Here is a 23,780-nt window from a genome sequence, read left to right as displayed (position 1 = left end):
AGCCGAGGCTGGCGGTGGCGGCCAAAGCAAGCAGGGTGATGCGGGAGACTTTCATGTTGCGTCCTCCAAAAGACATGACCGCGCACCGTGCCGGTCATCCGGGAAGCACGCTAAGGGAACTCCAAACGGGAGACCGTGACCCTGCTCACGCGGGAGCGAGGCGATGGCTTCGCTGTTTCGAACAGATCCCGCCAACGATTGCTGGTACCGGCTCCCCCGTCAGGCTATCGGTTTCGCAACAGCTACAAGCCGAGGTTCGACATGAGCGCTGCCATCTTCGCAAGACACGATGGTGTCTGGCTGAACCAACCAAAACGGTGGACCGCGCAGGGCGACAGCCTCGAGCTCGTCACCGACAAGGCCACCGATTTCTGGCAGAAAACGCATTACGGCTTCTGCCGCGACAGCGGTCATTTTCTGGGCTTTCCGACCGCGGAGGCGTTTACCGCCGAGCTGCGCATCCAGAGCGATTTTCGGGAACTCTACGATCAAGCCGGCATCATGGTGCGTATCGATGCGGAGCATTGGATCAAAGCCGGAATCGAATTTTCGGACGGGCGCGCGATGCTCTCGAGCGTCTTGACCATTGGGCAGTCGGATTGGGCAACCGCGCCCTATGAGCACGCGGCCGGCGATTTCCGGATGCGCGTCACCGTCGCCGACGGCGTTCTGCGATTGCAGACCTCGGCTGACGGCAAGACCTGGCCTCTCGTCCGATTGGCTCCGTTCGCCGCGGCGCGATCCTGTCTCGTCGGTCCAATGGCTTGCACACCGGAGCGCGAGGGATTGCGGGTCAGGTTCAGCGGATTTTCGCTGAAGCCGCCGCTCGGCAAGGATCTGCACGATCTCAGCTAGCGACCAGTGTGGGCTGTTCGCGGCGACGGCCGTCCGCCGTAGCGATGACAACCGACCAGTAAAATTCGTCCGAGAAACAAGCCGTCGCAGCTTCCGGCCCAAAAACAAAAATGGCCCGCATCAAGCGGGCCATTTTCGTATCGGAACCGGTGAAGTCCGAATTTGGTTGCGGGGATAGGATTTGAACCTATGACCTTCAGGTTATGAGCCTGACGAGCTACCGGGCTGCTCCACCCCGCGTTAAACCGTTGCGCGCCTTCGCAAGAATGCCGGGGACGTTGGATTGAGGGCCAACGCGGTGCGCGTGGCTTGCTTCTCCCGTCCCGAAGGCTTCCCTGGAAGGCAACCCCGGGGCCAAGCCCGTCGGGTGCGGGGGGTATGTACCAACCCGGACCGTCTTTGGAAAGGGCTGTGGGGACGTTTTTTTCGACTTTATGACGGCGAACGGGCGCGGATTCCGGGCGATTTGTCGCACACTTGCCAGAAGTTCCACAAACCGCCAGCTTGTCGCAACAAAACAGCGGCGAAACGGCCGTGGGGAGGGAGCGCCGATTCATGTCCTAGAAGCAGTCGTTCCGAGGCGCGAAGGGAACCCGGAACCTCGAGATTCCGGGTTCGATGCTACGCATCGCCCCGGAATGACGAGAAGAAAAATGGGGGGAATCATCAATGACTGACGCATTCGATTTCATCGTGGTGGGGGCGGGCTCCGGCGGTTGCGCGGTGGCGGGGCGGCTGTCGGAGGATGCGGCGACGTCAGTGGCGCTGCTCGATGCCGGCGGGCGCAACGACAGCTGGCGGATCACCACGCCATTCGGGCTCGCCCTGCCGTACAAGACGGCCAATTGGGCCTTCGATACGGTGCCCCAGAAGGGCTTGAATGGCCGCATCGGCTATCAGCCGCGCGGCAAGGGCCTCGGCGGCTCCTCGGCGATCAATGCCATGGTCTATATCCGCGGCCACAAATCGGACTACGACCACTGGGCCTCGCTCGGCAATCAAGGCTGGTCGTACGCGGACGTGCTGCCCTATTTCAAGCGCTCGGAAAACAATTCCGACTTCGACGGCGAATATCACGGCAAGGGCGGCCCGCTGCATGTCAACAGGCTGCGCTCGGACAATCCGATCCATGAGATCTTTCATCAGGCCGCGCGCGAGGCGCAGTTCCGCATCCGCGAGGACTTCAACGCAGAGGATCAAGAAGGCCTCGGCAGCTATCAGGTGACGCAGCACAGGGGCGAGCGCTGGAGCGCGGCGCGGGCCTATGTGACTCCCCATCTGGACCAGCGCGGCAATCTGCGCGTCGAGACCGGGGCGCACGCAACGCGCATTCTGTTCGAAGGTGGGCGCGCGGTCGGCGTCGAATATGTGCAGGGCAAGCAAAGGAAGCAGCTGCGCGCGCGCCGCGAGGTCATCCTCGCCTCCGGCGCGTTCCAATCGCCGCAAGTCTTGATGCTGTCGGGTATTGGCGATGGCGAAACGCTGGCCAAGCACGGCATCGGCGTCGTCAGTCATCTGCCGGGCGTCGGGCGCAATCTGCAGGACCATCCGGATTTCGTGTTCGTCTACGCCTCCGACTACCCGCATTTCGTTCACGCCTCGCTCGGTCGGTTGCCATCCCTGCTCCGCGGCATCCAGCAGTACCGCAAGGAGAGACGTGGCCTGATGACCACCAATTTCGCCGAATGCGGCGGCTTCCTGAAGACGCAGGCCCGCCTCGACGTGCCTGACATTCAGCTCCACTTCGTCATCGCGATGCTCGACGATCACGGCCGCAAGAAGCACAAGGAGCCAGGCTTCTCATGCCACGTCTGCCTGCTCAGGCCGAAGAGCCGCGGCAGCGTTTGGCTGAAAAGCGCCGACCCACTCGCTGCACCGATGATCGATCCGAATTTTCTGGGCGAAGCGGAGGATCTCGAGGCGATGGTCGCGGGCTTCAAGACCACGCGGCGCCTGATGGAGACGCCCGCGCTGCGCGCGCTGCAGAAGAAGGACATGTTCACGGCGGATGTCCGCACCGACGACGACATCCGCAACGTTCTGCGCAATCGCGTCGACACCGTCTATCACCCGGTCGGCACCTGCAAGATGGGCACGGATGCGATGGCCGTGGTCGATCCGAAGCTGAAGGTGCATGGCGTGGACGGCTTGCGCATCGTCGATGCCTCGATCATGCCGACGCTGATCGGCGGCAACACCAATGCACCAACCATTATGATCGGGGAGAAGGCGGCGGATATGATCAAGGGAGAGATGCGGTAGAGCGAAGCCCGCAATCTCCGCCGGCGTCCCGGCCCCGTGCGCAATTGCGCGCCAGGCCGGGACGACGCCTAAGACATTTCTTTACTGACCTCAAATAAACCTGAAACGAACAACACCCCTCAGCCGCCGGAGCCACAAAAATACGGACGATTTTAGCGATCTGAAACGGAACGATCGGTTTGGCGTTCATACGTTCCATTGGCAGGGCTTCGCTCATGAACAGTTTCGATCTCGCCGTGTATACGGCGCTCGCAATTGCCATCGGCTTCGGCTTCAGGACCGGCCTGATCGGCAGCGCCATGACCATCCTCGCTTATCTGCTCGCCGCCCCCATCGCTGTCGCACTGATGCCGCTGATCGTGCCGCAGGTCGCCGGCAATCCGAACGCGCCGCTCGTTCAAAACTGGATCTGCTTCTTCGGCATCTTCATCGTGGTCGGCATGCTGTTCGGCTATATCGGCCGCCTCGCGCTGAGCGACACCATTCGCGACGCCGGGATCGGCGACCGCCTTGGCGGGGCTGCGCTCGGCGCCATCAGGGTGGGCCTCGTCGCCACCACACTTGTGCTGGTGTTCGACCAGATCGTGCCGGCCAACCACCAGCCGCCCTTCCTTGCCGGCTCGCATCTGCGGCCGCTGTTCTCGGCGGTCGGGCAGATGGGGTTCAAGTCGCTGCCGCCGGAGGCCGCCGAGGCGATCGACCGCCTCAAGCAGGAGCGGCGCATCTGAAGCGCGATGGGATCGCGCTCTTTTCTATTGCTTGGACATGATCTTCTCGGAAAACCGCGGCACACTTTTCCGGATCATGCCCCCACATTTGCATCGCAGCGCCAACCCGCATGCATTTTGACGCGGGCACCGCCCTTATCAGCGGCACTGATGTTGGCTAGAGTGCGCCCCATCGAAAACCTGCCTGCTATTGTTCGGGAGTGAAACAGTGGATCTTGGGATCAAAGGTCGCCGCGCCATCGTCTGCGCATCCAGCAAGGGCCTGGGGCGCGCTTGCGCCTTCTCGCTGGCCGAAGCCGGCGTCGACGTCACGCTGACCGCGCGCGGCGCTGATGCGCTGAAGAAGACGGCCGACGAGATCCGGAAGGCCTATCCAGACGTGAAGGTCACCGAGATCGTCGGCGACATCACGACGCCTGCGGGGCGCGAAGCCGTGCTCAAGGCCTGCCCCGAGCCTGATATCCTGATCAACAATGCCGGCGGCCCGCCGCCCGGCGATTTCCGCAACTGGACCCGCGACGACTGGATCAAGGCGATCGACGCCAACATGCTGACGCCGATCGAGCTGATCAAGGCGACTGTCGACGGCATGATGGCGCGCAAGTTCGGCCGCATCGTCAACATCACCTCGGCCGCAGTGAAGGCGCCGATCGACATTCTCGGCCTCTCCAACGGCGCGCGCGCCGGCCTCACCGGCTTCATCGCCGGCCTGTCGCGCAAGACCGTGATCAACAACGTCACCATCAACGGGCTGTTGCCGGGCCCGTTCGAGACCGATCGCCTGACCGGCACCGCCAAGGCCGAGGCCGACAAGCGCGGCACGACGCCGCAAGCGATCCTGGCCGAGCGGGCCAAGCTCAATCCCGCCGGCCGCTTCGGCCAGCCCGACGAGTTCGGCTACGCCTGCGCCTTCCTCTGCGGCGCCAAGGCCGGCTTCATCACCGGCCAGAACATTTTGCTCGACGGTGGTGCGTTCCCGGGAACGCTGTGAGGCCAAGTGGTGCTTCAACCTCTCCAAAGGAGAGGTTGAAGCGAGCTCGCGGCTCGACTGATCAAACTCGAAGCGATTTGCCTTACGACACCGGCGTGGTCCGCTCGTCGCTCCAGTCGATGCCGAGCTCGTCCATGCCGTCGGCGAGCAGATCGCCGAGCATCGGCTCACCCAAGAGGTATCGCACCGTCTCGCGTCGCGGCGACTTGTACTCGCTGCGCGCCTCCACCGCGCGGGCGCGCAAATCGTCCCACTCCTCGACATCGCCGTCGCCACGGCCCAGCCACATCAGCGTGACCAGGTCGACTTGCTCGTCCTCGTTCAGCGCCCGGATGAAGCTGCCGAGTTCGGCTGCGACCGGATCGGAATTGTTGTCCTCGAGCACGTCGATCTCGTCGTCGTCGGCGGGGTTGGAGCCGGAATCCGGATCTGAGTCGGATTCCTTGACGTCGAATTCGCGCGCCTTCTCGATGATAAAGGCGACCTTGTCGGCGGAAATCGCAAGCTCGGGCATGGGCTCCCCCTGTGGATCTCGACGGGTTCCTCACATAACGCAACATCACGACAGATGATCCATTGCGTTTTGCGGCGGAAAATGTGCATCTTTCGGCGCCAATGTCCCCGTCATTCCGGGGCGATACGTGAGCATCGAGCCATGGTGCGCAGTTGCGCACCTGAGAATCTCGAGATTCCGGGTTCGTGACTTCGTCACGCCCCGGAATGACGGTGAGGGTACAAGCAAGAAGCTGGGGGTACGCCCGATGCGGTGGAGGGTCGGCCAGGTCAAAATCACCAAGATCGTCGAAATGGAGACGGTGGGCTCGACCCGCTTCATCCTGCCGGCCGCCACCAATGACGAAATCCGGAAGCTGCCCTGGCTGATCCCGCATTTCGCCACCGAGGAAGGCCGGCTGAAAATGTCGATCCATTCGCTGGTGGTGGAGACGCCGGCGCGCCGTATCGTGGTCGACACCGGCCTTGGCAACGACAAGCAGGGCCGCGGCGTCCCGGTCTGGAATAACCGCAACACGCCGTTCCTGGAGATGATCACCGAAGCGGGCTTTCCGCCCGACAGTATCGACACCGTGCTGTGCACGCATCTGCACGTCGATCATGTCGGCTGGAATACGAAGCTGGTGGATGGCAAATGGGTGCCGACCTTCCCGAAGGCGCGCTACCTGTTCGGCAGGACCGAATATGACTATTGGCGTGACTACAGGGCCGAGCCGGACAAGGTCGCGGTGTTCGACGATTCCGTGAAGCCTATCATCGATGCGGGCCTGGCCGAGCTGATCCCGAGCGATCATCGGCTCTGTGAGGAGATCAGCGTTATCCCGACGCCCGGCCACAGCCCGGGGCACATGAGCGTGCTGATCGAATCCGGCGGCGAAGAGGCGCTGCTCAGCGGCGATGTCGCCCATCACCCCTGCCAGATGGCGCATCTCGACTGGTGCTCGGTCGTCGACACCGACACCGCTCAATCGGCCGCGAGCCGGCACAAGGTGTTCTCGCGCTTTGCCGACACCCCGACGCTGGTGATCGGCGGGCATTTCTCCGCCGGGCACATCAAACGGGACGGGGAAGCGTTCAGGTTCGAGGCGCTGGGATTGTCGTCTTCGTAGGGTGTAGCCTGCGGCTGCGCGAAGCGCAGTCGAGGGCGTAAACCACCCTACGATCCCGGACCACCCCACAAAGTAAGGGCTGCAATGCATCCCTTTTCGGCGGTTGAATTTCCCGCCGTGCTGTTCCATGAAGCTGTTCAACCGATCAGTCCATGCCAAGGGAGAAACCAGAATGAAGCTTGTTCGTTACGGCGAAAAGGGTGCGGAAAAGCCCGGCCTGATCGACAAATCCGGCCAGTTGCGCGACCTGTCGGCCCATCTGAAGGACCTCACCGGCGAGGCCTATTCCCCGGAATCCCTGAAGAAGCTCGCTGCCATCGACCCCGCCTCACTGCCCGCCGTCTCCGGCAAGCCGCGCTTCGGCGCACCCGTCACCGGCATCTCGAAATTCGTCGCGATCGGCCTCAACTACAGCGACCACGCCAAGGAGACCGGCGCTGCCATTCCGACCGAGCCGATCATCTTCATGAAGGCCAACACCTCGCTGTCGGGCCCGAACGACAACGTCGAGAAGCCGCGCGGCTCGACCAAGCTCGACTGGGAGGTCGAGATCGCCGCCATCATCGGCACCCGCGCCAAATACGTCTCGGAAGCCGACGCACTGAACTACGTCGCGGGCTACTGCGTCTGCAACGACGTCTCCGAGCGCAACTTCCAGATCGAGCGCCTGGGTCAGTGGACCAAGGGCAAGTCGCACGACACGTTCGGCCCGCTCGGCCCCTGGCTCGCCACCAAGGACGAGATCAAGGACGTGCAGAACCTGTCGATGTGGCTCGACGTCAATGGTCAGCGCCGCCAGACCGGCTCGACCAAGACCATGATCTTCTCGATGGCCAAGTGCGTGTCCTACGTCTCGCAGTTCATGACGCTGCTGCCGGGCGACATCATCACCACGGGCACCCCGCCCGGCGTCGGCCTCGGCATGAAGCCGCCGACCTTCCTCAATGTCGGCGACGTCGTCACCCTCGGCATCGAAGGCCTCGGCGAGCAGCGTCAGGAGATCGTGGCGGCGTAGGGCCGGTAGGACCTCTCCCCGTCATTGCGAGCGAAGCGAAGCAATCCAGAATTCCTCTGCGGAAACAGACTGGATTGCTTCGTCGCTTTGCTCCTCGCAACGACGATCGCAATTTTCATTTTCGGATGCTCGCAATGAAACTCTCCTTCTCCGCCGCCTCCCCTTTTGCCCGCAAGGTGCGCATCGCCGCGATCGAGCTCGGGCTGATCGACAAGATCGAATTCATGCCGGCGACGGTCGCGCCGGGCACGGCCAACGAGGACTATTCGAAGATCACGCCGCTGAAGAAGCTGCCGGTGCTGATCACCAATGACGGCGACGTCATTCTGGATTCCTACGTCATCGTCGAATATCTCAACGAGATGGCCGGCGGCAGCCTGATCCCGGATTACGGCCCGCGGCGCTGGAAGACCAAGACCAATCACTCCCTCATCAACGGCATGCTCGATTCCATGCTGCTGTGCCGCTACGAGAAGATGGTGCGGCCGCAGGGCCTGCAATGGCAGGCGTGGTCGGACGACCATTGGAACCGGGCCTGGACCGGCATGGCGCGCTTCGAGAACATGCCCGAGGTGCTGAACGGCCCGTTCGACATCTCGCAGATCGGCCTTGTTTGCGTGCTCGGCTATGCCGACTTCCGCTTCGCCGATTGCGGCTGGCGCAAGGCCTATCCGAAGCTCGATGCCTTCTACCAGAAGATGCTGGAGCGGCCCTCGGTGAAGATCTCGGTGCCGCCGGCCGCGTAGCTGGATGATCATCATCTCGCTTTAGGCTTGTTGTTGAGCGGGATCCTGTCGGAAAACCGCTGCACAGTTTTGCGGATCATGCTGCAACCAGCGGGAGTTCCTTATGAGCCTGAAATTTTCCGTCGGCGACCTCACCATCCATCGCGTCATCGAGCAGGAAACTTCCTTCGTGCCGGCACTGGACATGCTGCCGGGACTGACGCCTGAGGTCCTGGCCGAGAACCGGGCGTGGATGCGGCAGGCCAAAGCACTGGACGAGCAGGACGTGCTGCTGCTGTGCTTCCAGTCCTATGTGGTGAAGACGCCTCACCACACCATCTTGATCGACAGCTGCATCGGCAACGACAAGCCGCGCCCCAATCGCGCGAAATGGAACATGAAGACCGACGACACCTATTTGCGCGCACTCAATGCCGCGGGCGTCTCGGTCGACGACATCGACTTCGTGATGTGCACGCATCTGCATGTCGATCACGTCGGCTGGAACACGCGGCTGGAGAACGGCCGCTGGGTGCCGACCTTCCCCAGGGCGCGCTACCTCTTCGCCAAGCAGGAATACGATCACTGGTTCGAGCAGAATACAAAGACGGCGGTCCCGCCCTTCGTCGACAGCGTGCTGCCCGTGGTCGAAGCCAAGCGCCACGAGCTCATCGGCAACGACCACCAGATCGGCGACCACGTTCGTATCCTGCCGACGCCCGGCCATACGCCGGGCCACATCGCTGTTACGATGGGCCGCGGCAAGGACGATGCGGTGTTTTCAGGCGATCTCATGCACTCGCCCTTGCAAACGCTTTATCCGGAGCTGTCGATCAAATTCGACGTCGATCCGGCCAAGGCGGCCACGACGCGCCGCAGCTTCCTCGAGCGTTATTGCGACACCGACACGCTGTGCTGCACCGCGCATTTCCCCTCGCCGTCGGTGGGAAAGATCAGGCGCAAGGGCAACGCGTTCGTGTGTGCGGCGGTTTAGCGCAGTGCCGTAGGGTGGGTTAGCTCTGCGGCTGCGCAAAGCGCAGTCCCCGAGCGTAACCCACCTCGTTAGTGTCCGCGGAAGCCGGAATGGTGGGTTACGCCCCGCGGTTTGCGCTTCGCGCGATCCGCGGGACTAACCCACCCTACGAATCCGCCCGAGTGGAGAGAAGCAATGACATCACTCCCCGACATTCCCCTGCCCGCCGGCATCCGCTCGCGTTATGTCGACGGCATCAACGGGCTGCGCATGCATGTGCTCGAGGCCGGCTTCGAGACCAAGGGCCGTCCCTGCATCCTGCTGCTGCACGGCTTTCCCGAGCTCGCCTTCTCCTGGCGCAAGGTGATGCCAGCGCTGGCCGCGACCGGCTATCACGTGCTCGCACCCGATCAGCGCGGCTATGGCCGCACCACCGGATGGACCGCGAATTACGACGGCGATCTCGCACCGTTCTCGCTCCTCAATCTGGTGCGCGATGCACTCTCGCTCGTATCGGCGTTCGGCTACAGGCAGGTCGATCTCGCCGGGCATGATTTCGGCAGCCCGGTCGCGGCCTGGTGCGCGCTGATCCGGCCCGACGTGTTTCGCTCGGTGACGCTGATGAGCGCACCGTTCGGCGGTGCGCCGCCACTGCCGTTCAACACCATCGATGCGCCGGCGAAGCCTGCGGTCGAAGATCCCGTGCATCGTGAGCTTGCCGCGCTGCCGCGCCCGCGCATCCACTATCAATGGTACTATTCGACACGCGCGGCCAATGCCGACATGCTGCACGCTCCACAAGGCCTGCATGATTTCCTGCGCGCCTATTATCATCACAAGAGCGCGGACTGGGCGGACAACAAGCCGTATCCGCTGAAATCATGGTCGGCGAACGAGCTTGCAAAACTGCCGACCTATTATGTGATGGATCTCGGCGAGACCATGGCCGAGACGGTCGCGAAGGAGATGCCATCGCGCGATGCGATCGCCGCCAACCGATGGCTGCCGGACAGCGATCTTGCTTTTTACAGCGCCGAATATAGCCGGACCGGATTCCAGGGCGGGCTGCAATGGTATCGCTACGGCACGTCGGGCATGCTCAACGACGAGATGCAGCTGTTCGCCGGGCGCAGCATCGACGTGCCCTCCTGCTTCATCTCGGGAAAGCAGGATTGGGGCACCTATCAGCGCCCCGGCGTGTTCGAAGCGATGCAGGGCCGCGGCTGCACGAAGCTGCTCGGCTGCCATCTCGTCGACGGTGCCGGTCATTGGGTGCAACAAGAGCAGCCCGCGGAAGTCAGCCGATTGCTGCTGCAGTTCCTCCGCCGCGCCGCCACAGTCTCCGCAAGCTGAACGACGCCACCCTCCCGCCACAGGGCATTAATCGGCGGTTCAGGGAACATTCGGCAATATCTGACGTTGCGAGATACCGGAGCTGGGTCCGGCGACCATGGAGAACGACATTGGACAAGAAGATCGCCGGACTGTTGGGAGCGGTGGCCGCGCTCGGAACGCTAGGAGCCGCGCAGGCTGCGCCCGCGCCTACGGACGTGCTCCAGGCGAATTCATACGCGGACCTGCTCGAGCCGATTGCGAACGCCAGCGCCTTGCTGCAAGCCATCGATGAAGCGGCTCCGCCAAAAGCGAGCGAAAATGTTCAGCTCGCTCAATTCTACCATCATCATCATCACCATCACCACCACAGCTTCTATCGTCGGCGCTATTACGACTACGACGCGCCGGTCGTGGTGGTCCCGCGATATCGGCGGTATTATTACCACCATCATCACCATCACCACCACCATCATCACAGCTTCTATCGCCGCGACTACTACTGAGGTCGCGATACCAGGATCGAGATGAACAGGACCTCCGGGTCCTGTTTGCATTTGATGACGGGAAACCAGGAAAGGGACGGCACTGCCCAGGAATGGTCATCCGCCCTACCCGTTACGAGCCTTCTCCTTGGCCGCGCGGTGCAGGTGCCGATAGGTACCATCGAATACCGTATCAGATGACGACGTCCACTCGGTGCCTGCGGCCAGCTTGGGCCGATTGGCGTAGATTCGGCGGGCCTGCAGCTCGCGCTCTGCCGCTTCCTCCTCGCCCATGGGCTCCAGTTCGAAGGTCGCTTCCTCGGGAATGACGATGATTTGCGCGAACGGCTCGTTGGGTCGGAAGATATGGGTTCGGCCCTCGGCCGGCGCCTTGAAGACGCAAAAGAACATCATGGGCCACCAATTGCGGATCAACGCGGGGACGGCAATCGGCACGGTGTCGGTCGGATCGGCATAGAATCGCGGATGCGGCTCGGTGCGAACAGCCATGCCTTTCTCGACCTTGAGATCGAGCAGGATCTGATAGGTGTAGAAGGCGTCGCCAAACTTGCGAAACGGCGGCCATTCCGCGCCGCCTTCGGGCGGCTCGCCCCAATTGGCTTCGAGGATCAAGCGCCCCTCTCTGGTCGTGACGTGAAGCTCGAAATCATAGGGATAGAACAGCTCGATGCCGTATTGCGCGCCCTCTGAAAAGGGCACGCAGTGCCAGACCTGCTCACGCGATCCGTTCGCACGTGGTTCGCGCTTGCCAGCCCATCCGGGGATTTCGAGCTTGGTGCGACGCGGCGCCAGCCGGGGTTCATTGAGACGAAATTTGACCTTGTCCATCATTCACCCGTCCACCAACATCCAAAGATTCGAACCTGTACGTCGGGGCCCGGTTCCGTGCGCCCACGCACCATTGTGACGTTCGGATGCAAGCCTTGGCGCGGCTCGCGTGAATTGACCCTGAACGAATTGCAGCCTATAGCAGTTTAGAATGCTTCTAAACTATATCAGGCGCAGTCAGTGAAGAATTTTGCCGATTTGACCGAGCGTGAAGTGCTGGCGGTCGCGATTTCCTCTGAAGAGGAGGATAGCCGCATCTACATGACCTTCGCCGAGGATCTCAAGGAGCGCTATCCGGATTCGGCCAAGCTCTTCGAGCAGATGGCCGAGGAGGAGCGCAGCCACCGCCACATGCTGCTGGAAATGTATGAGCAGCGCTTCGGCCAGCATCTGCCGCCGATCCGCCGCGAAGACGTCAAGGGATTCCTGAAGCGCCGCCCGGTCTGGCTCACCAAGAACCTGCCGCTCGACACCATCCGCAGGGAGGTCGAGACCATGGAATTGCAGGCCGAGCGCTTTTACGTGAAGGCCGCCGAACACGCCCAGGATGTCGGTGTGCGCCGCCTGCTCGGCGATCTCGCGGAAGCCGAGAAAGGCCATGAAGAGACCGCTGCGAAGCTGACAGACCAGATCCTGAGCTCCGACGTGCGCGCCGAAGAAGACCGCACCAACCGCCGCATGTTCGTGCTGCAATATGTGCAGCCGGGCCTCGCCGGCCTGATGGACGGCTCGGTCTCGACACTGGCGCCGTTGTTCGCCGCGGCCTTCGCCACCCACCAGAACTGGCAGACGTTCCTGGTCGGCCTTGCTGCCTCCATCGGTGCCGGCATCAGCATGGGCTTTGCCGAAGCGCTGTCCGACGACGGCTCGCTCACAGGGCGCGGATCTCCATGGCTGCGCGGCCTTACCTGCGGCGCGATGACCACGCTCGGCGGGCTCGGACACACCGCGCCCTATCTCGTGCCCGACCACTGGGCCAACGCGTTCTGGATCGCCACCGGAATCGCGGGCGTCGTCGTGTTCTTCGAATTGTGGGCGATCGCCTTCATCCGCTCGCGCTACATGGACACGCCGTTCCTCCAGGCCGTATTCCAGATCGTGCTCGGCGGCGCGATTGTGCTCGCCGTGGGAATATTGATCGGGGCAGCATAGGCGGCGATGATGATACGACGCAGTTCATGCACCGTCGCGCGCGCTAGCCTGGCCGGCGCATCGATGCTGCTGGCATCGGTCCAAGCCGTGCGCGCCACGGACGAGATCCAGGTCTACAATGCCGGCATCGCCGAAACCGGCCAATTCACCATCCAGCAGCATCTCAACTATGTCGCGCTCGGACAGAAGGATCCGCCGTTCCCCGGCGGGCTCGCCTCCAATCACAGCCTCAACGGCACGCCGGAATTCGCTTACGGCGTGACCGATTGGTGGGAGGTTGGCCTCTATCTGCCGTTCTCCATTCAGGACCAGCGCTTTTATTCGGACGCCTTCAAGCTGAGAACGCTGTTCGTTTCGCCGCACGCCGAACAGCGCAATTTCTTCTACGGCGTGAACTTCGAATTCAGCAATGAGACGCCGCCTTTCTCCCAATCCCGTTTCGCCATGGAGATTCGTCCCATCATCGGGGTGCGGAACAGCGATTACGAGTTCATCGTCAATCCGATCGTCGACTTCCATTTCGGGAAATTCGCGGAACAGCATTTCACGCCGGCTGCGCGCATTGCGCGGAAGTTCGGCGACGATTTGTTCGCAGGATTCGAATACTACAGCGATCTCGGCCAGATCGGCAGCTTCGACAGGCTTGCCGACCAGCAGCACACGCTGTTTGCCGTCACCGACTTCAAGGCCGGCGTATTCGATGTGAATTTCGGCGTCGGCTACGGATTGACGCCGGCGTCCGACCGCCTCGTGGTCAAGACCATCATCGGCTATGCCTTTCCCGTACCGGGGCAGAAATCTGATGCCCACCCACGCATGAATAGCGGGCCGGTCAATCCGTTCACCCACGCTGCGACACGAGGCTTCCAGCCCTGACCGGCGCAGCACCAACTCCAGGTCCTCCATGATGCGCCACTTGCAATACGGCACACCGGCCAAGGTCTTCCATTGGTGCATCGTCGCGCTGCTCGCCGTGCAATACCCGATCGGCTGGCTGATGCCGGACATCCATCGCGGCATGAGCCCGGGTGCCGGAATGACGTTTCACATCTCGATCGGGATCGCGATCCTCGTCCTGACGGCTCTCCGCCTTGTCTGGCGGCTCGCTCATCCGGTCGCGCCCGAAAGCTCTCTTCCCGCCTGGCAGCGCCTGAGCTCCGAGGTCGTCCACTGGCTGCTCTACGCGCTGGTGCTGGCGACGACAATCTCGGGCTGGCTGTTTGCCTCCTTCCGGGGCTGGCCGGTGTCGTTCTTCTATCTCGTGCCGCTGCCGATGCTGGCGTCCGACAACGCCGCTGCAGGCCGCACCATTGACGGCCTTCACCAGGCGATGGAATGGGCGCTGCTCGTCACCATCGTCGTTCACGTCGCCGCCGCGCTTGCCCACATCTTCATCTATCGCGACCGCGTGATGCAGCGAATGCTGCCCGGATAGCGCCCGGGATAACGTCAGGACAGATCAACCGCGATCAAACGGCGGTTGCGGCATCGGTTAAATCTACGCATCATCCATCAGTTGAAGCGCAGGAGCATGTCGTGGCCAAATCGGAATGGAGTTTCAAGAGCGCGATCGAGCTGTCGGCCGCATTGGCGGCGAAGAAGGTCTCCGCCGTCGAACTCACGCAGGATGCGATCGGCCGCATCGAGCGTCATGACGGCAAGATCAACGCGATCTGCGTGCGGGATTTCGGTCGCGCCCTCGACGCGGCACGCGCAGCTGACGCGGCGCTGGCGCGCGGCGAGCGCAAGCCGCTGCTCGGCCTGCCGATGATGATCAAGGAATCTTTCAACATCGCCGGCCTGCCCACGACCTGGGGGTTCGTGCCACAGAAGGATTTCAGGCCGGTGGAAGACGCACTGCCGGTCGACCGCATCAAGCAGGCCGGCGGCGTGATCCTCGGCAAGACCAACGTACCGGTCGGTCTCGCCGACTGGCAGAGCTACAACGACATCTACGGCACCACGAACAATCCCTACCATCTCGGCCGCACGCCGGGTGGATCGTCCGGGGGATCGTCGGCAGCCCTTGCCGCGGGTTATTGCGCGCTCGCCACCGGCTCCGACATCGGCGGCTCTCTGCGCGTGCCGGCCTTTCATTGCGGCATCTTCGCCCACAAGCCGACCCTCAATCTCTGCCCCGCCCGCGGTGAGACGCCGCCGCCATTTCCGGCCCTTCCCCGCGAAGGCGATCTCGCGGTCATCGGCCCGATGGCACGCACCGCTGCGGATCTCTCCTTGCTGCTCGACGTCATGGCCGGACCGGATCCGCTGGATGCCGGCGTCGCCTACAGGCTCGAGCTGCCCGTCGCGCGACATCAGTCGTTGCAGGATTTTCGTGTTCTGGTGATCGACAGCCATCCGCTGCTGCCGACCGATCGGGATGTCCACGGCGCGATCGACAGGCTAGCGACGGATCTTGCAAAGGCCGGCGTGACCGTCGCGCGCGAGAGCGCACTGCTGCCGGATTTCGCCGAGACGTCGCGGCTTTACATGCGCATGCTGCTGAGCTTCCTCGGCGCGTTCTTCCCGCCCGACGAGCTCGCGGATTCGCGGGCGCGGGCAAGCCAATTGTCGCCGGAGGACCGGAGCCTCGGCGCGGAGCGGCTGCGCGGCACCATCGCAAGCCACCGCGCCTGGGTGCTCGACGCAGGCAGCCGCGCCGTGCTGCGCGCGCGATGGCGCGCGCTGTTCAACAGCTTCGACGCGGTGATCTGCCCGATCATGCCGACGCCGGCCTTTCCGCATGATCATCTACCGGAACAGAGCCTGCGGCGCATCAGCATCGACGGCACGGATTATCCCTATTCCGACCAGCTCGCCTGGCCCGGCGTCGCGACGCTTCCGGGCCTGCCCGCGACGGCGGTTCCGCTCGGCCTGTCGAAAGACGGCCTACCGGTCGGCGTGCAGATCGTCGGCCCGTGGCTGGAAGACCGCACGCCGCTGAAGCTCGCCGAGCTGATCGAGCGCGAGTTCGGCGGCTTCGTGCCGCCGAAGATGTTTGACGATTGATGGTTCACCCCACCCGTCATTGCGAGAAGCCCTTGCGACGAAGCAATCCCTACATCCGCGGAAATATCTCTGGATTGCTTCGCTTCGCTCGCAATGACGGAGCAAATAATTGACGGCTTCGATAGGGAGAGGAAGCCTGTAGCCGGATGGAGCGAAGCGTAATCCGGGGCGGCCTTTCCGCGGCAAAGATCCCGGATTACGCTGTGCTCCATCCGGGCTACGGACTCGTCGCAATGACGGAGTCACATAACATCGAGATTCCGGGTTCGCGCTCCGCGCGCCCCGGAATGACAGGGAGGGAGCAAGCACCATGAGCCAGGACCTCGAACAGCTCACCGCGCTCAACCGCGACTACGTCGCTTCCGTGCAGAACTGCGACGTCAAGCGCTTCGACGAGATCCTGGCGCCGGAGTTTTACTGCTCCAATCCTGATAAGACGCTGGTCGACCGCGCCGCCTTCCTCGAGCAAACGGCGCGGCCGATCGCGATCCGCAATCTGCACGCGTTCGACGTCATCATCCGCATCATGGGCGACTTCGCCATCATCCACGCGGCGACGAGCTACACCACCGAGGACGGCCAGCAGGCGACGGGGCGGTATACCGATTGCTGGGCGAAGAAGAACGGGACGTGGCTGGCGGTGTCGGCACACGTGTCGCGGTGAGGCTCCTCCCGTAGCCCGGATGGAGCCCAGCGCAATCCGGGACAGCGCGTCCGCGGCAAGCGTCCCGGATTACGCTTCGCTCCATCCGGGCCACGAACACCGCCGTTGCATCAGCTATCAAACACGATCACGCTGCGCAGCGTCTTGCCGGCCTTCATGTTGGCGAAGCCCTCGTTGATCTCGCTGAGCTTCAACTTGGCCGAGATCCAGTCCTCCAGGTGCAGCCGGCCGCGCAGGTAGAAATCGACCAGGCGCGGCATGTCGACGCGGAAATGGTTGGAGCCCATCGACGAGCCCTGGATCTTCCGCTCCCTCAGGAAGTCGAAACCGTGCAGCTCGATCTTCTGGCCGAACGGGATCATGCCGACGATGGTGGCGGTGCCGCCCGAGGCCAGCATGGCGAACGCCTGCTCGGCGGTCTCCTTGCGGCCGAGCACCTCGAAGGAATGCTGCACGCCGCCATTGGTGAGGTCGCGCACCTGCTTCACCACGTCGCCGTCGGCGGGGTTGATGATGTCGGTCGCGCCCAACTTGGTCGCCAGCTGCAGCTTGGCCGGATTGGTGTCGATGGCGATGATGCGGCCGGCGCCGGCGATCTGCGCGCCGTTGATCGCGGCCATGCCGACGCCGCCGCAGCCGATGACCGCGACCGTCTCTCCGGCCGTGACCTTCGCCGTATTCACCACCGCGCCGTAGCCGGTGATGACGCCGCAGCCGATCAGCGCAGCGAGGTCGAGCGGCATGTCTTTGCGGATTTTGACGATGGCATTCTCGTGCACGAGCATCTGCTCTGCGAAGGACGAGAGATTGAGGAACTGGTGCAGCTTGTCGGGTTTCGACCACTGCATCCGATCTGAGACGCCCGGCAGCATCTTCACCGTGGTGTCGGTGCAGAGCACGGTGCGACCGGTGGTGCAATTGTCGCAGGTGCCGCAGAACACGGAGAGGCAGGTGACGACGTGGTCGCCCGGCTTCACATAGGTCACATCGGAGCCGACCTGCTCGACGATTCCGGCGGACTCATGGCCGAGCACCGCGGGCAGCGGATGCGGATAGAGGCCCTCCATGAAGTGAAGGTCCGAATGGCAGAGGCCAGCGACAGCAGTGCGGATCAGTACCTCGCGCGGGCCGGGCTTCGGCAGGCTGACATCCTCGATGACGAGCGGCTTGTTGACTTCATAGAGGACGGCGGCCTTCATCGAGCACTCCCTGTCGCGCTTTTTTGTTTGATCGTGACGCGCAGCCTACGCTGCCAGAACGAGTTCGCCAACCTCGCTCATGCCGGCCGAGCTATCGCCGAGCAGCAGCGCCGCGATCTTTGCCTGCGTGGCATTTTCCGTCAGCCGGAACGGATCGCCGGGCGTCACCCGATGGTCGATCACCAGCCGCGACAGCAGCAACCTGCGCGCATCGCCGCGCATGCCGTGGATGCGATGCGCCTCCCAGGCGAGCGCCACTGCGCTGGCGACATGATAGAGCAGGCTCGTGGCGCGCCGCGCCTCGGCCTCGTTCTCGGACTTGCCGGCGACCTCGCGCGCGAGGCGGACCGCGCGATCGACGAAGCCGCGCAGATTGTCGCGCCAGGCCTGCGGCACGGAGGGGCTGTCATCGAGCCGCGCATGCAGATCGGCTGAGAGCGCGGATTCCGCGCCGTGGCGGCCGACGGCACGCCGCAGCGCATCGATCGCCACGATGTTGCCGGTGCCTTCCCAGACCGAGCCGAGATGCGCATCGCGCAGCAGGCGGGGCGTGGCGAATTCCTCGATATAGCCGATGCCGCCGCGCATCTCGAGCGCATCGCCGCAGACTTTTCGCGCATCGCGCGTGGCGCGGAATTTCAAGGTTGGCGTCAGGATGCGCAGCAGCGCCGCCGCGTCCTGGCTGCCGGCTTCGGCGCGGTCGAGCGCGTCTGCAGTGAGAAAGCTCATCGACAGCGCCTGCTCGACCGGCAGCATGATCTTCAGCATCTGGCGACGGCCGAGCGGCAGATCGATGATGCGGCTGCCGAACACGACGCGGCTCGTCGCCACCGTCATCGCATCATGATAGGCGCGGCGCATCAGCGCGGTCGACTTGACGCCATTGGAGAGCCGCGACGAGTTCACCATCTCGGCCATCTGCACGAAGCCGCGGTCGAGCTTGCCGACCGCATAGGCGATCGCGCCTTCGAGCTTGATCTCGCCCGAGGCCATCGAGCGGGTGCCGAGCTTGTCCTTCAGACGCACGATCCGATAGTGGTTCTGCGCGCCGTCATCGAGCAAGCGCGGCATCAGGAACAGGCCGACGCCGCGCGTGCCGGGGCCGGCGCCCTCCGGGCGCGCCAGCAGCATCACGACCTTGGCGTCCGCATTCGAGCAGAACCATTTCTCGCCGTAGAGGCGCCAGTGACCGCCCTCCTGCACCGCGCGCGTGGTCAGCATGCCGACGTCGGAGCCGCCTTCCTTCTCCGTCATGAATTGGCCGCCTTGCGTCAGCTTGCTCATGTCGGTCGAGGTCAGGCCATCGAGATACTTTGCCTTCAGCGCCTCACTGCCGAAATTCGAAAGCAATTTGGCGCAGCCGTCGGTCACATTGATCGGGCAGCCCATGCCGAATTCGGTCTGGTTGAACAGAAACGTGAAAGCATGCTTGGCAACGACGGGGTATTTGTCGGGCCAGCCCATGATGCCCTTGGCGTTCGACAGCGCGTGGATGCCGAATTCGCCGAAGGCGGCGTTCTCCAGCTCGCGATAGGCCTGGTGATATTCGATCCACTGCACGTCGCGGCCGAACTTGTCGCGCTGATGCAGTATCGGCGTGTGCCGATCGGCCAGCCGCGCGCATTCGTCGAGACGGCCGCCGGCGAGCTCGCCGAGGCGGCCGAGATGCGGCTCGATGTGGCGAAACAGATTATCCGGCAGATGGATGCGCAGGAGGTCCGTCAGCGCCGGATCGGCACGGTAGAAATTCATGCCTGACGTGTCGGGCGCCAGCAGGCCGGAAGGTGCGGCCGCGGCACTTTTCGGCTGCGCTGTGACCGGCTCGTGCATGATCGTCCTCTTCGTTTCCGCCCGGCGGCAATTCTTATCGCTTGCCGCTTGAGATGATGTCGATCATGCTCCCGTCGCGAGAGGCGATAAAGCTGCAAATTGTCAGGGAGGCATGATTGCCGTGAAGGAGCAATTCGCTCTGCGGAATTGTGATCGGCAGGCCGATGGCGCCGGCTGGCTGTCCGCACGGCGGATGCCTAGATCAACGGCGTCCCGTCCCCGAGAGATCACATCATGGAACATCCGAAATACAAGGTCGCGCTCATCGTCGGCGCCGGCGAAGGCCTGAGCGCCTCGCTGGCACGGCTGCTGTCAAAGCAAGGCATCCGCGTCGCGCTGGCCGCGCGCAAGATCGAGAAGCTGGGCGCACTCTGCAGCGAGACCGGCGCGAAGGCCTATGCCTGCAACGCCACTGAGCCTGAGGAGGTCGAGCGCCTGTTTGGCCTGGTCGAGCGCGAGATCGGCACGCCCGACCTCGTCGTTTACAACGCCTCTGGCCGTTCGCGCGGGCCGTTCGTCGAGCTGGTCCCGGCCGACGTCGCGAATGCCATCGCGGTCAGCGCCTATGGCGGCTTCCTGGTGGCGCAGCAGGCCGCCAAGCGCATGGTGCCGAACCAGCACGGCGCGATCCTGTTCACCGGCGCCTCGGCCAGCGTCAAGGGCTATGCGCAATCGGCGCCGTTCGCGATGGGCAAGTTCGCGCTGCGCGGCCTCGCGCAGAGCATGGCGCGCGAATTATCGCCGCAAGGCATCCATGTCGCGCATTTCGTGATCGACGGCGGCATCCGCAGTGCGACACGCACGGAAGCGGCGGACAAGCCGGATTCGATGCTGGATCCCGATGCCATCGCCGAGAGCTACTGGAACGTGTTGCAGCAGCCGCGCAGCGCCTGGAGCTGGGAGCTCGAGCTGCGGCCTTGGGTGGAGAAGTTTTGAGTGAGTTCGTCATTCCGGCGCCGTCCGCAGGACCGAACCCGGAATCTCGAGATTCCGGTTCGATGCTTCGCATCGCCCCGGAATGACGCCAAGGAGTAGGGAGGCGAAGATGACCACGGAAACCGCCATCGACACCGGCACCAATGAACTCCTCTGCGTCATCCGCGGTCGCGTCGCCGTGATCACGCTGAACCGGCCGGAGGCGCGCAATTCGCTGTCGGACACGTTGACCCCGGCGCTGCGGACCATGATCCGCACCTGCGGTGAGAGTCCCGATGTCGGCGCGCTGCTCATCACCGGCGCTGGCGAGGCGTTCTGCGCCGGCGGCAACGTCAAGGGCATGGGCGCGCATCGCGATCCGAAGAAGCTGGAAATGTCCTTTGACGAGAAGGTCGCCGATCTCCAGGAGCGGCAGCGGCTGCTCACCGGCGCGCTGGCGTCGGTGCGCAAGCCGACCATCGCCGCCCTGCCCGGCCCTGCGGTCGGCGCCGGGCTGGCGATTGCCATGGCCTGCGATATCCGCATCGCCGCGCAATCGGCCTTTGTCGCCACCGGCTATGCCCGCATCGCGCTGAGCGGTGACTACGGCATCGCCTGGCTGCTCACCCGCCTCGTCGGCACCGCACGGGCGCGCGAGCTGCTGTTCACCGGCGACCGCGTCGACGCGGCGCGCGCGGAGGCGATCGGGCTCGTCAACCGCGTCGTGCCCGACGACAAGCTGCAGACCGAAGCATTCGCATTGGCAAAGTCTCTCGCCGAAGGCCCGCGCCTGGCGCTGCGCTACATGAAGGACAATCTCGATGAGGCCCTGCTGTTCGATTTCGAGACGGCGCGCGATCACGAAGCCGAGCGATTGATCCGTCTCACCACGACCGCCGATCACAAGGAGGCGGTGCAGGCGTTCATCGAGAAGCGCAAGGCGGTGTTTACGGGGAAGTAGTTGGTCAGCCGTAGCCCGGATGGAGCGAAGCGAAATCCGGGGTCTCAGTGCTTGTGGCACGAATCCCGGATTGCGCTGCTCCATCCGGGTACGCAGTCAGAACAGGCGGATCCATTCCGTCGTCGCACAAAAAAATGCCCGGCGCTGGCTTGGCCAGGCCGGGCACGGAGTGGTGTCAGGCCGAGGCTGAGGGGCGTTCGGCCTGACGGGAAAGGTCGGCGAGACGCCAGCTCGCGCAGGGGATGTCCTGCGGCGCGACCTGGATCTCCTTGTCGAAGCGCACCAGCTTCCAGTCATCGGGGTGATTGACGAAGACAAAGCCGGATTTGCGTGCCAGCGAGACCATGGTTTCGTTGGAGCGCAGGGTGTCGCCGAACATGTGCTCGGCGCCAAGCGCGGCGGCGCGGCATTCGAGATTCTTCATCAGCGCGGTGGCGATGCCATGGCGCTGCCAGCGGTCGTCGACGGACAGGCCGAATTCGAGCGTCGCGGTCTCGGCGTGGAAGGCGTAGCGCGCCTCGGCAATGATGGTCTCGAAGCCATCGATCAACTTGGTCGCGACTACGGTAAAACGCTCGCGCGCGCCGATGTCGAGAAACTCGCTCAGCAGCCCCTTCGGCAGCTCGCTGATCGCTCCAAAGAAGCGGTTGTAGCGGGAGCGGGTCGTGAGCGAACGGAAATAGTGTTGAAGCTCGTCGGTATCGCGCGGCTCGACGAAGCGAAGGTTGACCGCCCCTCCGTCGCGGGTACGCAGCGTATCCGCGTGTTGCCTCAGGTCTTCCAGACGATAGCTGCTCATGACACGCGACCTCGAAGAGGGACCGCCGGCGCCCCGTGGTCAGGCGGCGCCGGCCTGGCGGCCTATCAGGCCCGCCAGAAGGGTTTGTCGGCCTCGTGGGCGATGTCGGTCCAGGACAGGCCGACGTCGTGCAGATCGCGGGCAGTCCAGTTGGTCAGCTCGCGCCGGGTCCGGTAGCGCTCGTGCCAGATGTGGAGCGTTTCGCCGATCTGGTAGAGCAGCCCGGGCGCATGATGATTTGTCATCGAATTCTGGGTCAAAGTAGACATCTTCAGCTCCTGGAGCTAAGTTGGCCACTAATATCTGCTCACGTTCGCAGATCTACAAACGACAATTTGTACCTTTTCGCATGAATTAAACTCATGTATCATGCTGCCAAATGACTGCCAGATTGCCATCCCTGAACGGATTACGGGCGTTCGAGGCCGCCGCGCGCCATCTCAGCTTCACGGTGGCCGCATCCGAACTGAACGTGACCCAGACCGCGATCAGCCATCAGATCCGGCGCCTCGAGGAGGAGCTCGGCATCCGCCTGTTCATCCGGCAGAACCGCGCGCTCGCGCTGACGCCGGAAGCGCGCGACTACCTGCCCGGCGTTCGCGCCGCCTTCAACGATCTCCGCCTCGCCACCGACCGGCTGCTGCGCAAGGAGGACGACAAGGTTCTGACCGTCTCGACGATCGCTTCGCTCGCTGCGAAATGGCTGCTGCCGCGCCTGAGCGATTTCCAGGAGGCGCATCCCGGCATCGACGTCCGCATCACCACCTCGACCAGCCTCGTCGACTTCCAGCGCGACAATGTGGATGCCGCGATCCGCTACGGCCGAGGCCAATGGCCAGGCGTGCGCGCCGACTGGCTGATGGCGGACGAGCTGTTTCCGGTGTGCAGCCCTTCACTGCTTCGGGGCGACAAATCGCTGCGCACGCCTGAGGACCTAAAGGACCACGTCCTGCTGCATACCACCACCAGCGACGATTGGCGCCTCTGGCTGACGGCAGCGGGGCTTTCAACCAGCATATCGCGGCAGCCCGGCATCACCTTCGACATGACCTTGATGACGGTCCAGGCGGCGATCGACGGCATGGGCGTGGCGATGGGACGGACGTCCTATGTGCAGGACGACATCGCCAAGGGCCGGCTCGTGGTTCCCTTCAAGATCGCGCTGCCGGCCGATGCCGGCTTCTATCTGGTCTCGCCGGAGGGCCGTCGCGAGACGCCGAAGCTTGCCGCCTTCCGCCAATGGATGATCGCTGCAGCGCAGAATAAAGCCTGAAAAACCATCAGCTTCCCCCGGAAAAACCGATTGACTCGCCTCGCGGCGCGCGACAGGGGTTAGGCAGATTGTCGCAGCAGCAATCTGCCGCCTTGCCGTGAAAATGAGTTCCGGTCCGGCCACGTCTTGAAGGGGAGTAAC

Annotated in this window: 24 protein-coding genes and 1 tRNA gene; 18 read left to right on the top strand and 7 right to left on the bottom strand. The window is 63.5% G+C overall.

Annotation, left to right across the window (positions count from 1 at the left end; all coding sequences use genetic code 11):
• Positions 1-261: 261 nt before the first annotated feature.
• Positions 262-855 (top strand): DUF1349 domain-containing protein, encoded by a 594-nt coding sequence (locus AOQ71_RS11860; RefSeq protein ID WP_057746282.1) that lies wholly within the window; start codon positions 262-264, stop codon positions 853-855.
• 163 nt (positions 856-1,018) lie between these two features.
• Here AOQ71_RS11860 and AOQ71_RS11855 read toward each other — a convergent pair.
• Positions 1,019-1,095 (bottom strand) — tRNA-Met (locus AOQ71_RS11855).
• A gap of 429 nt (positions 1,096-1,524) precedes the next feature.
• Here AOQ71_RS11855 and AOQ71_RS11850 point away from each other — a divergent pair.
• The 3 genes from AOQ71_RS11850 (at position 1,525) to AOQ71_RS11840 (ending at position 4,836) form a co-directional block, all read left to right on the top strand.
• Positions 1,525-3,117, top strand: coding sequence for a GMC family oxidoreductase (locus AOQ71_RS11850; RefSeq protein ID WP_057746279.1), 1,593 nt, complete (start codon positions 1,525-1,527; stop codon positions 3,115-3,117).
• Between the two features lie 215 nt (positions 3,118-3,332).
• A complete protein-coding gene (locus tag AOQ71_RS11845) occupies positions 3,333-3,845 on the top strand; it encodes a CvpA family protein (protein WP_057746276.1) in 513 nt (170 codons plus the stop codon).
• Positions 3,846-4,053: 208 nt separating this feature from the next.
• Entirely contained in the window at positions 4,054-4,836 is a 783-nt protein-coding gene (locus tag AOQ71_RS11840; protein WP_057746273.1) for an SDR family oxidoreductase, read from the top strand.
• Between the two features lie 82 nt (positions 4,837-4,918).
• On the opposite strand, the gene AOQ71_RS11835 is transcribed toward AOQ71_RS11840, so the two are convergent.
• Complete coding sequence (locus tag AOQ71_RS11835; protein ID WP_057746270.1) at positions 4,919-5,350, bottom strand: DUF3775 domain-containing protein; 432 nt, start codon at positions 5,348-5,350, stop codon at positions 4,919-4,921.
• A 247-nt stretch (positions 5,351-5,597) separates the two neighbouring features.
• Between AOQ71_RS11835 and AOQ71_RS11830 the strand changes: the two genes are divergently transcribed.
• The 6 genes from AOQ71_RS11830 (at position 5,598) to AOQ71_RS11805 (ending at position 11,009) form a co-directional block, all read left to right on the top strand.
• Positions 5,598-6,458, top strand: a complete 861-nt coding sequence (locus AOQ71_RS11830; RefSeq protein WP_057746267.1) for an MBL fold metallo-hydrolase — start codon at positions 5,598-5,600, stop codon at positions 6,456-6,458.
• 172 nt (positions 6,459-6,630) lie between these two features.
• The gene (locus AOQ71_RS11825; RefSeq protein WP_057746856.1) at positions 6,631-7,473 is read left to right on the top strand and encodes a fumarylacetoacetate hydrolase family protein; all 843 of its coding nucleotides are present in this window, start codon (positions 6,631-6,633) and stop codon (positions 7,471-7,473) included.
• A 134-nt stretch (positions 7,474-7,607) separates the two neighbouring features.
• Positions 7,608-8,219, top strand: a complete 612-nt coding sequence (locus AOQ71_RS11820; RefSeq protein WP_057746852.1) for a glutathione S-transferase family protein — start codon at positions 7,608-7,610, stop codon at positions 8,217-8,219.
• Positions 8,220-8,322: 103 nt separating this feature from the next.
• Entirely contained in the window at positions 8,323-9,192 is an 870-nt protein-coding gene (locus AOQ71_RS11815; RefSeq protein WP_057746264.1) for an MBL fold metallo-hydrolase, read from the top strand.
• A gap of 174 nt (positions 9,193-9,366) precedes the next feature.
• Complete coding sequence (locus tag AOQ71_RS11810) at positions 9,367-10,524, top strand: alpha/beta hydrolase (protein ID WP_057746261.1); 1,158 nt, start codon at positions 9,367-9,369, stop codon at positions 10,522-10,524.
• A gap of 110 nt (positions 10,525-10,634) precedes the next feature.
• A complete protein-coding gene (locus AOQ71_RS11805; protein WP_057746258.1) occupies positions 10,635-11,009 on the top strand; it encodes a hypothetical protein in 375 nt (124 codons plus the stop codon).
• 105 nt (positions 11,010-11,114) lie between these two features.
• Here AOQ71_RS11805 and AOQ71_RS11800 read toward each other — a convergent pair whose 3' ends face one another.
• Positions 11,115-11,837: a hypothetical protein gene (locus AOQ71_RS11800; protein WP_057746255.1), complete on the bottom strand. Its 723-nt coding sequence runs from the start codon at positions 11,835-11,837 to the stop codon at positions 11,115-11,117.
• A gap of 180 nt (positions 11,838-12,017) precedes the next feature.
• On the opposite strand from AOQ71_RS11800, the gene mbfA reads away from it, so the two are divergent.
• From mbfA to AOQ71_RS11775, 5 genes are all read left to right on the top strand, one after another.
• Positions 12,018-12,989 (top strand): iron exporter MbfA, encoded by a 972-nt coding sequence (gene mbfA, locus AOQ71_RS11795; RefSeq protein ID WP_057746251.1) that lies wholly within the window; start codon positions 12,018-12,020, stop codon positions 12,987-12,989.
• Positions 12,990-13,052: 63 nt separating this feature from the next.
• Positions 13,053-13,865, top strand: a complete 813-nt coding sequence (locus AOQ71_RS11790) for a hypothetical protein (protein ID WP_057746849.1) — start codon at positions 13,053-13,055, stop codon at positions 13,863-13,865.
• A gap of 28 nt (positions 13,866-13,893) precedes the next feature.
• A complete protein-coding gene (locus AOQ71_RS11785) occupies positions 13,894-14,424 on the top strand; it encodes a cytochrome b (RefSeq protein ID WP_057746248.1) in 531 nt (176 codons plus the stop codon).
• Between the two features lie 101 nt (positions 14,425-14,525).
• On the top strand, positions 14,526-15,998 hold the full coding sequence (locus AOQ71_RS11780; RefSeq protein WP_057746245.1) for an amidase: 1,473 nt from the start codon (positions 14,526-14,528) through the stop codon (positions 15,996-15,998).
• Between the two features lie 310 nt (positions 15,999-16,308).
• Positions 16,309-16,662 (top strand): nuclear transport factor 2 family protein, encoded by a 354-nt coding sequence (locus tag AOQ71_RS11775; RefSeq protein WP_057746242.1) that lies wholly within the window; start codon positions 16,309-16,311, stop codon positions 16,660-16,662.
• A 110-nt stretch (positions 16,663-16,772) separates the two neighbouring features.
• Here AOQ71_RS11775 and AOQ71_RS11770 read toward each other — a convergent pair whose 3' ends face one another.
• Both AOQ71_RS11770 and AOQ71_RS11765 read right to left on the bottom strand, forming a co-directional pair.
• Positions 16,773-17,861, bottom strand: a complete 1,089-nt coding sequence (locus AOQ71_RS11770; protein WP_057746238.1) for a Zn-dependent alcohol dehydrogenase — start codon at positions 17,859-17,861, stop codon at positions 16,773-16,775.
• A gap of 45 nt (positions 17,862-17,906) precedes the next feature.
• Positions 17,907-19,691: an acyl-CoA dehydrogenase family protein gene (locus AOQ71_RS11765; protein WP_057746235.1), complete on the bottom strand. Its 1,785-nt coding sequence runs from the start codon at positions 19,689-19,691 to the stop codon at positions 17,907-17,909.
• A gap of 234 nt (positions 19,692-19,925) precedes the next feature.
• On the opposite strand from AOQ71_RS11765, the gene AOQ71_RS11760 reads away from it, so the two are divergent.
• Both AOQ71_RS11760 and AOQ71_RS11755 read left to right on the top strand, forming a co-directional pair.
• The gene (locus AOQ71_RS11760; protein WP_057746232.1) at positions 19,926-20,627 is read left to right on the top strand and encodes an SDR family NAD(P)-dependent oxidoreductase; all 702 of its coding nucleotides are present in this window, start codon (positions 19,926-19,928) and stop codon (positions 20,625-20,627) included.
• 109 nt (positions 20,628-20,736) lie between these two features.
• Positions 20,737-21,567: an enoyl-CoA hydratase gene (locus tag AOQ71_RS11755; RefSeq protein WP_057746228.1), complete on the top strand. Its 831-nt coding sequence runs from the start codon at positions 20,737-20,739 to the stop codon at positions 21,565-21,567.
• A gap of 175 nt (positions 21,568-21,742) precedes the next feature.
• Here the strand turns inward: AOQ71_RS11755 and AOQ71_RS11750 are convergent, their stop codons facing one another.
• Together AOQ71_RS11750 and AOQ71_RS11745 are read right to left on the bottom strand one after the other, a co-directional pair.
• A complete protein-coding gene (locus AOQ71_RS11750) occupies positions 21,743-22,366 on the bottom strand; it encodes a GNAT family N-acetyltransferase (RefSeq protein WP_057746225.1) in 624 nt (207 codons plus the stop codon).
• Between the two features lie 65 nt (positions 22,367-22,431).
• Positions 22,432-22,635, bottom strand: coding sequence for a DUF1127 domain-containing protein (locus tag AOQ71_RS11745; RefSeq protein WP_057746222.1), 204 nt, complete (start codon positions 22,633-22,635; stop codon positions 22,432-22,434).
• 110 nt (positions 22,636-22,745) lie between these two features.
• Here AOQ71_RS11745 and AOQ71_RS11740 point away from each other — a divergent pair, with 110 nt between their 5' ends.
• On the top strand, positions 22,746-23,639 hold the full coding sequence (locus AOQ71_RS11740) for a transcriptional regulator GcvA (RefSeq protein WP_057746221.1): 894 nt from the start codon (positions 22,746-22,748) through the stop codon (positions 23,637-23,639).
• The last annotated feature ends 141 nt before the right edge of the window (positions 23,640-23,780 follow it).

Origin of the sequence: Bradyrhizobium manausense (assembly GCF_001440035.1) — a bacterium.
GTDB lineage: Bacteria > Pseudomonadota > Alphaproteobacteria > Rhizobiales > Xanthobacteraceae > Bradyrhizobium > Bradyrhizobium manausense.
This window is presented reverse-complemented; position numbering and strand designations above follow the sequence as displayed.

Coding starts and splice junctions, on each gene's coding strand:
- AOQ71_RS11820 (WP_057746852.1), top strand. CDS start 7,608: ATGAAACTCTCCTTCTCCGCCGCCTCCCCTTTTGCCCGCAAGGTGCGC.
- AOQ71_RS11755 (WP_057746228.1), top strand. CDS start 20,737: ATGACCACGGAAACCGCCATCGACACCGGCACCAATGAACTCCTCTGC.
- AOQ71_RS11785 (WP_057746248.1), top strand. CDS start 13,894: ATGATGCGCCACTTGCAATACGGCACACCGGCCAAGGTCTTCCATTGG.
- AOQ71_RS11765 (WP_057746235.1), bottom strand. CDS start 19,691: ATGCACGAGCCGGTCACAGCGCAGCCGAAAAGTGCCGCGGCCGCACCT.
- AOQ71_RS11750 (WP_057746225.1), bottom strand. CDS start 22,366: ATGAGCAGCTATCGTCTGGAAGACCTGAGGCAACACGCGGATACGCTG.
- AOQ71_RS11860 (WP_057746282.1), top strand. CDS start 262: ATGAGCGCTGCCATCTTCGCAAGACACGATGGTGTCTGGCTGAACCAA.
- AOQ71_RS11830 (WP_057746267.1), top strand. CDS start 5,598: ATGCGGTGGAGGGTCGGCCAGGTCAAAATCACCAAGATCGTCGAAATG.
- AOQ71_RS11850 (WP_057746279.1), top strand. CDS start 1,525: ATGACTGACGCATTCGATTTCATCGTGGTGGGGGCGGGCTCCGGCGGT.
- AOQ71_RS11815 (WP_057746264.1), top strand. CDS start 8,323: ATGAGCCTGAAATTTTCCGTCGGCGACCTCACCATCCATCGCGTCATC.
- AOQ71_RS11800 (WP_057746255.1), bottom strand. CDS start 11,837: ATGGACAAGGTCAAATTTCGTCTCAATGAACCCCGGCTGGCGCCGCGT.
- AOQ71_RS11835 (WP_057746270.1), bottom strand. CDS start 5,350: ATGCCCGAGCTTGCGATTTCCGCCGACAAGGTCGCCTTTATCATCGAG.
- AOQ71_RS11745 (WP_057746222.1), bottom strand. CDS start 22,635: ATGTCTACTTTGACCCAGAATTCGATGACAAATCATCATGCGCCCGGG.
- AOQ71_RS11770 (WP_057746238.1), bottom strand. CDS start 17,861: ATGAAGGCCGCCGTCCTCTATGAAGTCAACAAGCCGCTCGTCATCGAG.
- AOQ71_RS11790 (WP_057746849.1), top strand. CDS start 13,053: ATGCTGCTGGCATCGGTCCAAGCCGTGCGCGCCACGGACGAGATCCAG.
- AOQ71_RS11775 (WP_057746242.1), top strand. CDS start 16,309: ATGAGCCAGGACCTCGAACAGCTCACCGCGCTCAACCGCGACTACGTC.
- AOQ71_RS11740 (WP_057746221.1), top strand. CDS start 22,746: ATGACTGCCAGATTGCCATCCCTGAACGGATTACGGGCGTTCGAGGCC.
- AOQ71_RS11810 (WP_057746261.1), top strand. CDS start 9,367: ATGACATCACTCCCCGACATTCCCCTGCCCGCCGGCATCCGCTCGCGT.
- AOQ71_RS11845 (WP_057746276.1), top strand. CDS start 3,333: ATGAACAGTTTCGATCTCGCCGTGTATACGGCGCTCGCAATTGCCATC.
- AOQ71_RS11760 (WP_057746232.1), top strand. CDS start 19,926: ATGGAACATCCGAAATACAAGGTCGCGCTCATCGTCGGCGCCGGCGAA.
- AOQ71_RS11825 (WP_057746856.1), top strand. CDS start 6,631: ATGAAGCTTGTTCGTTACGGCGAAAAGGGTGCGGAAAAGCCCGGCCTG.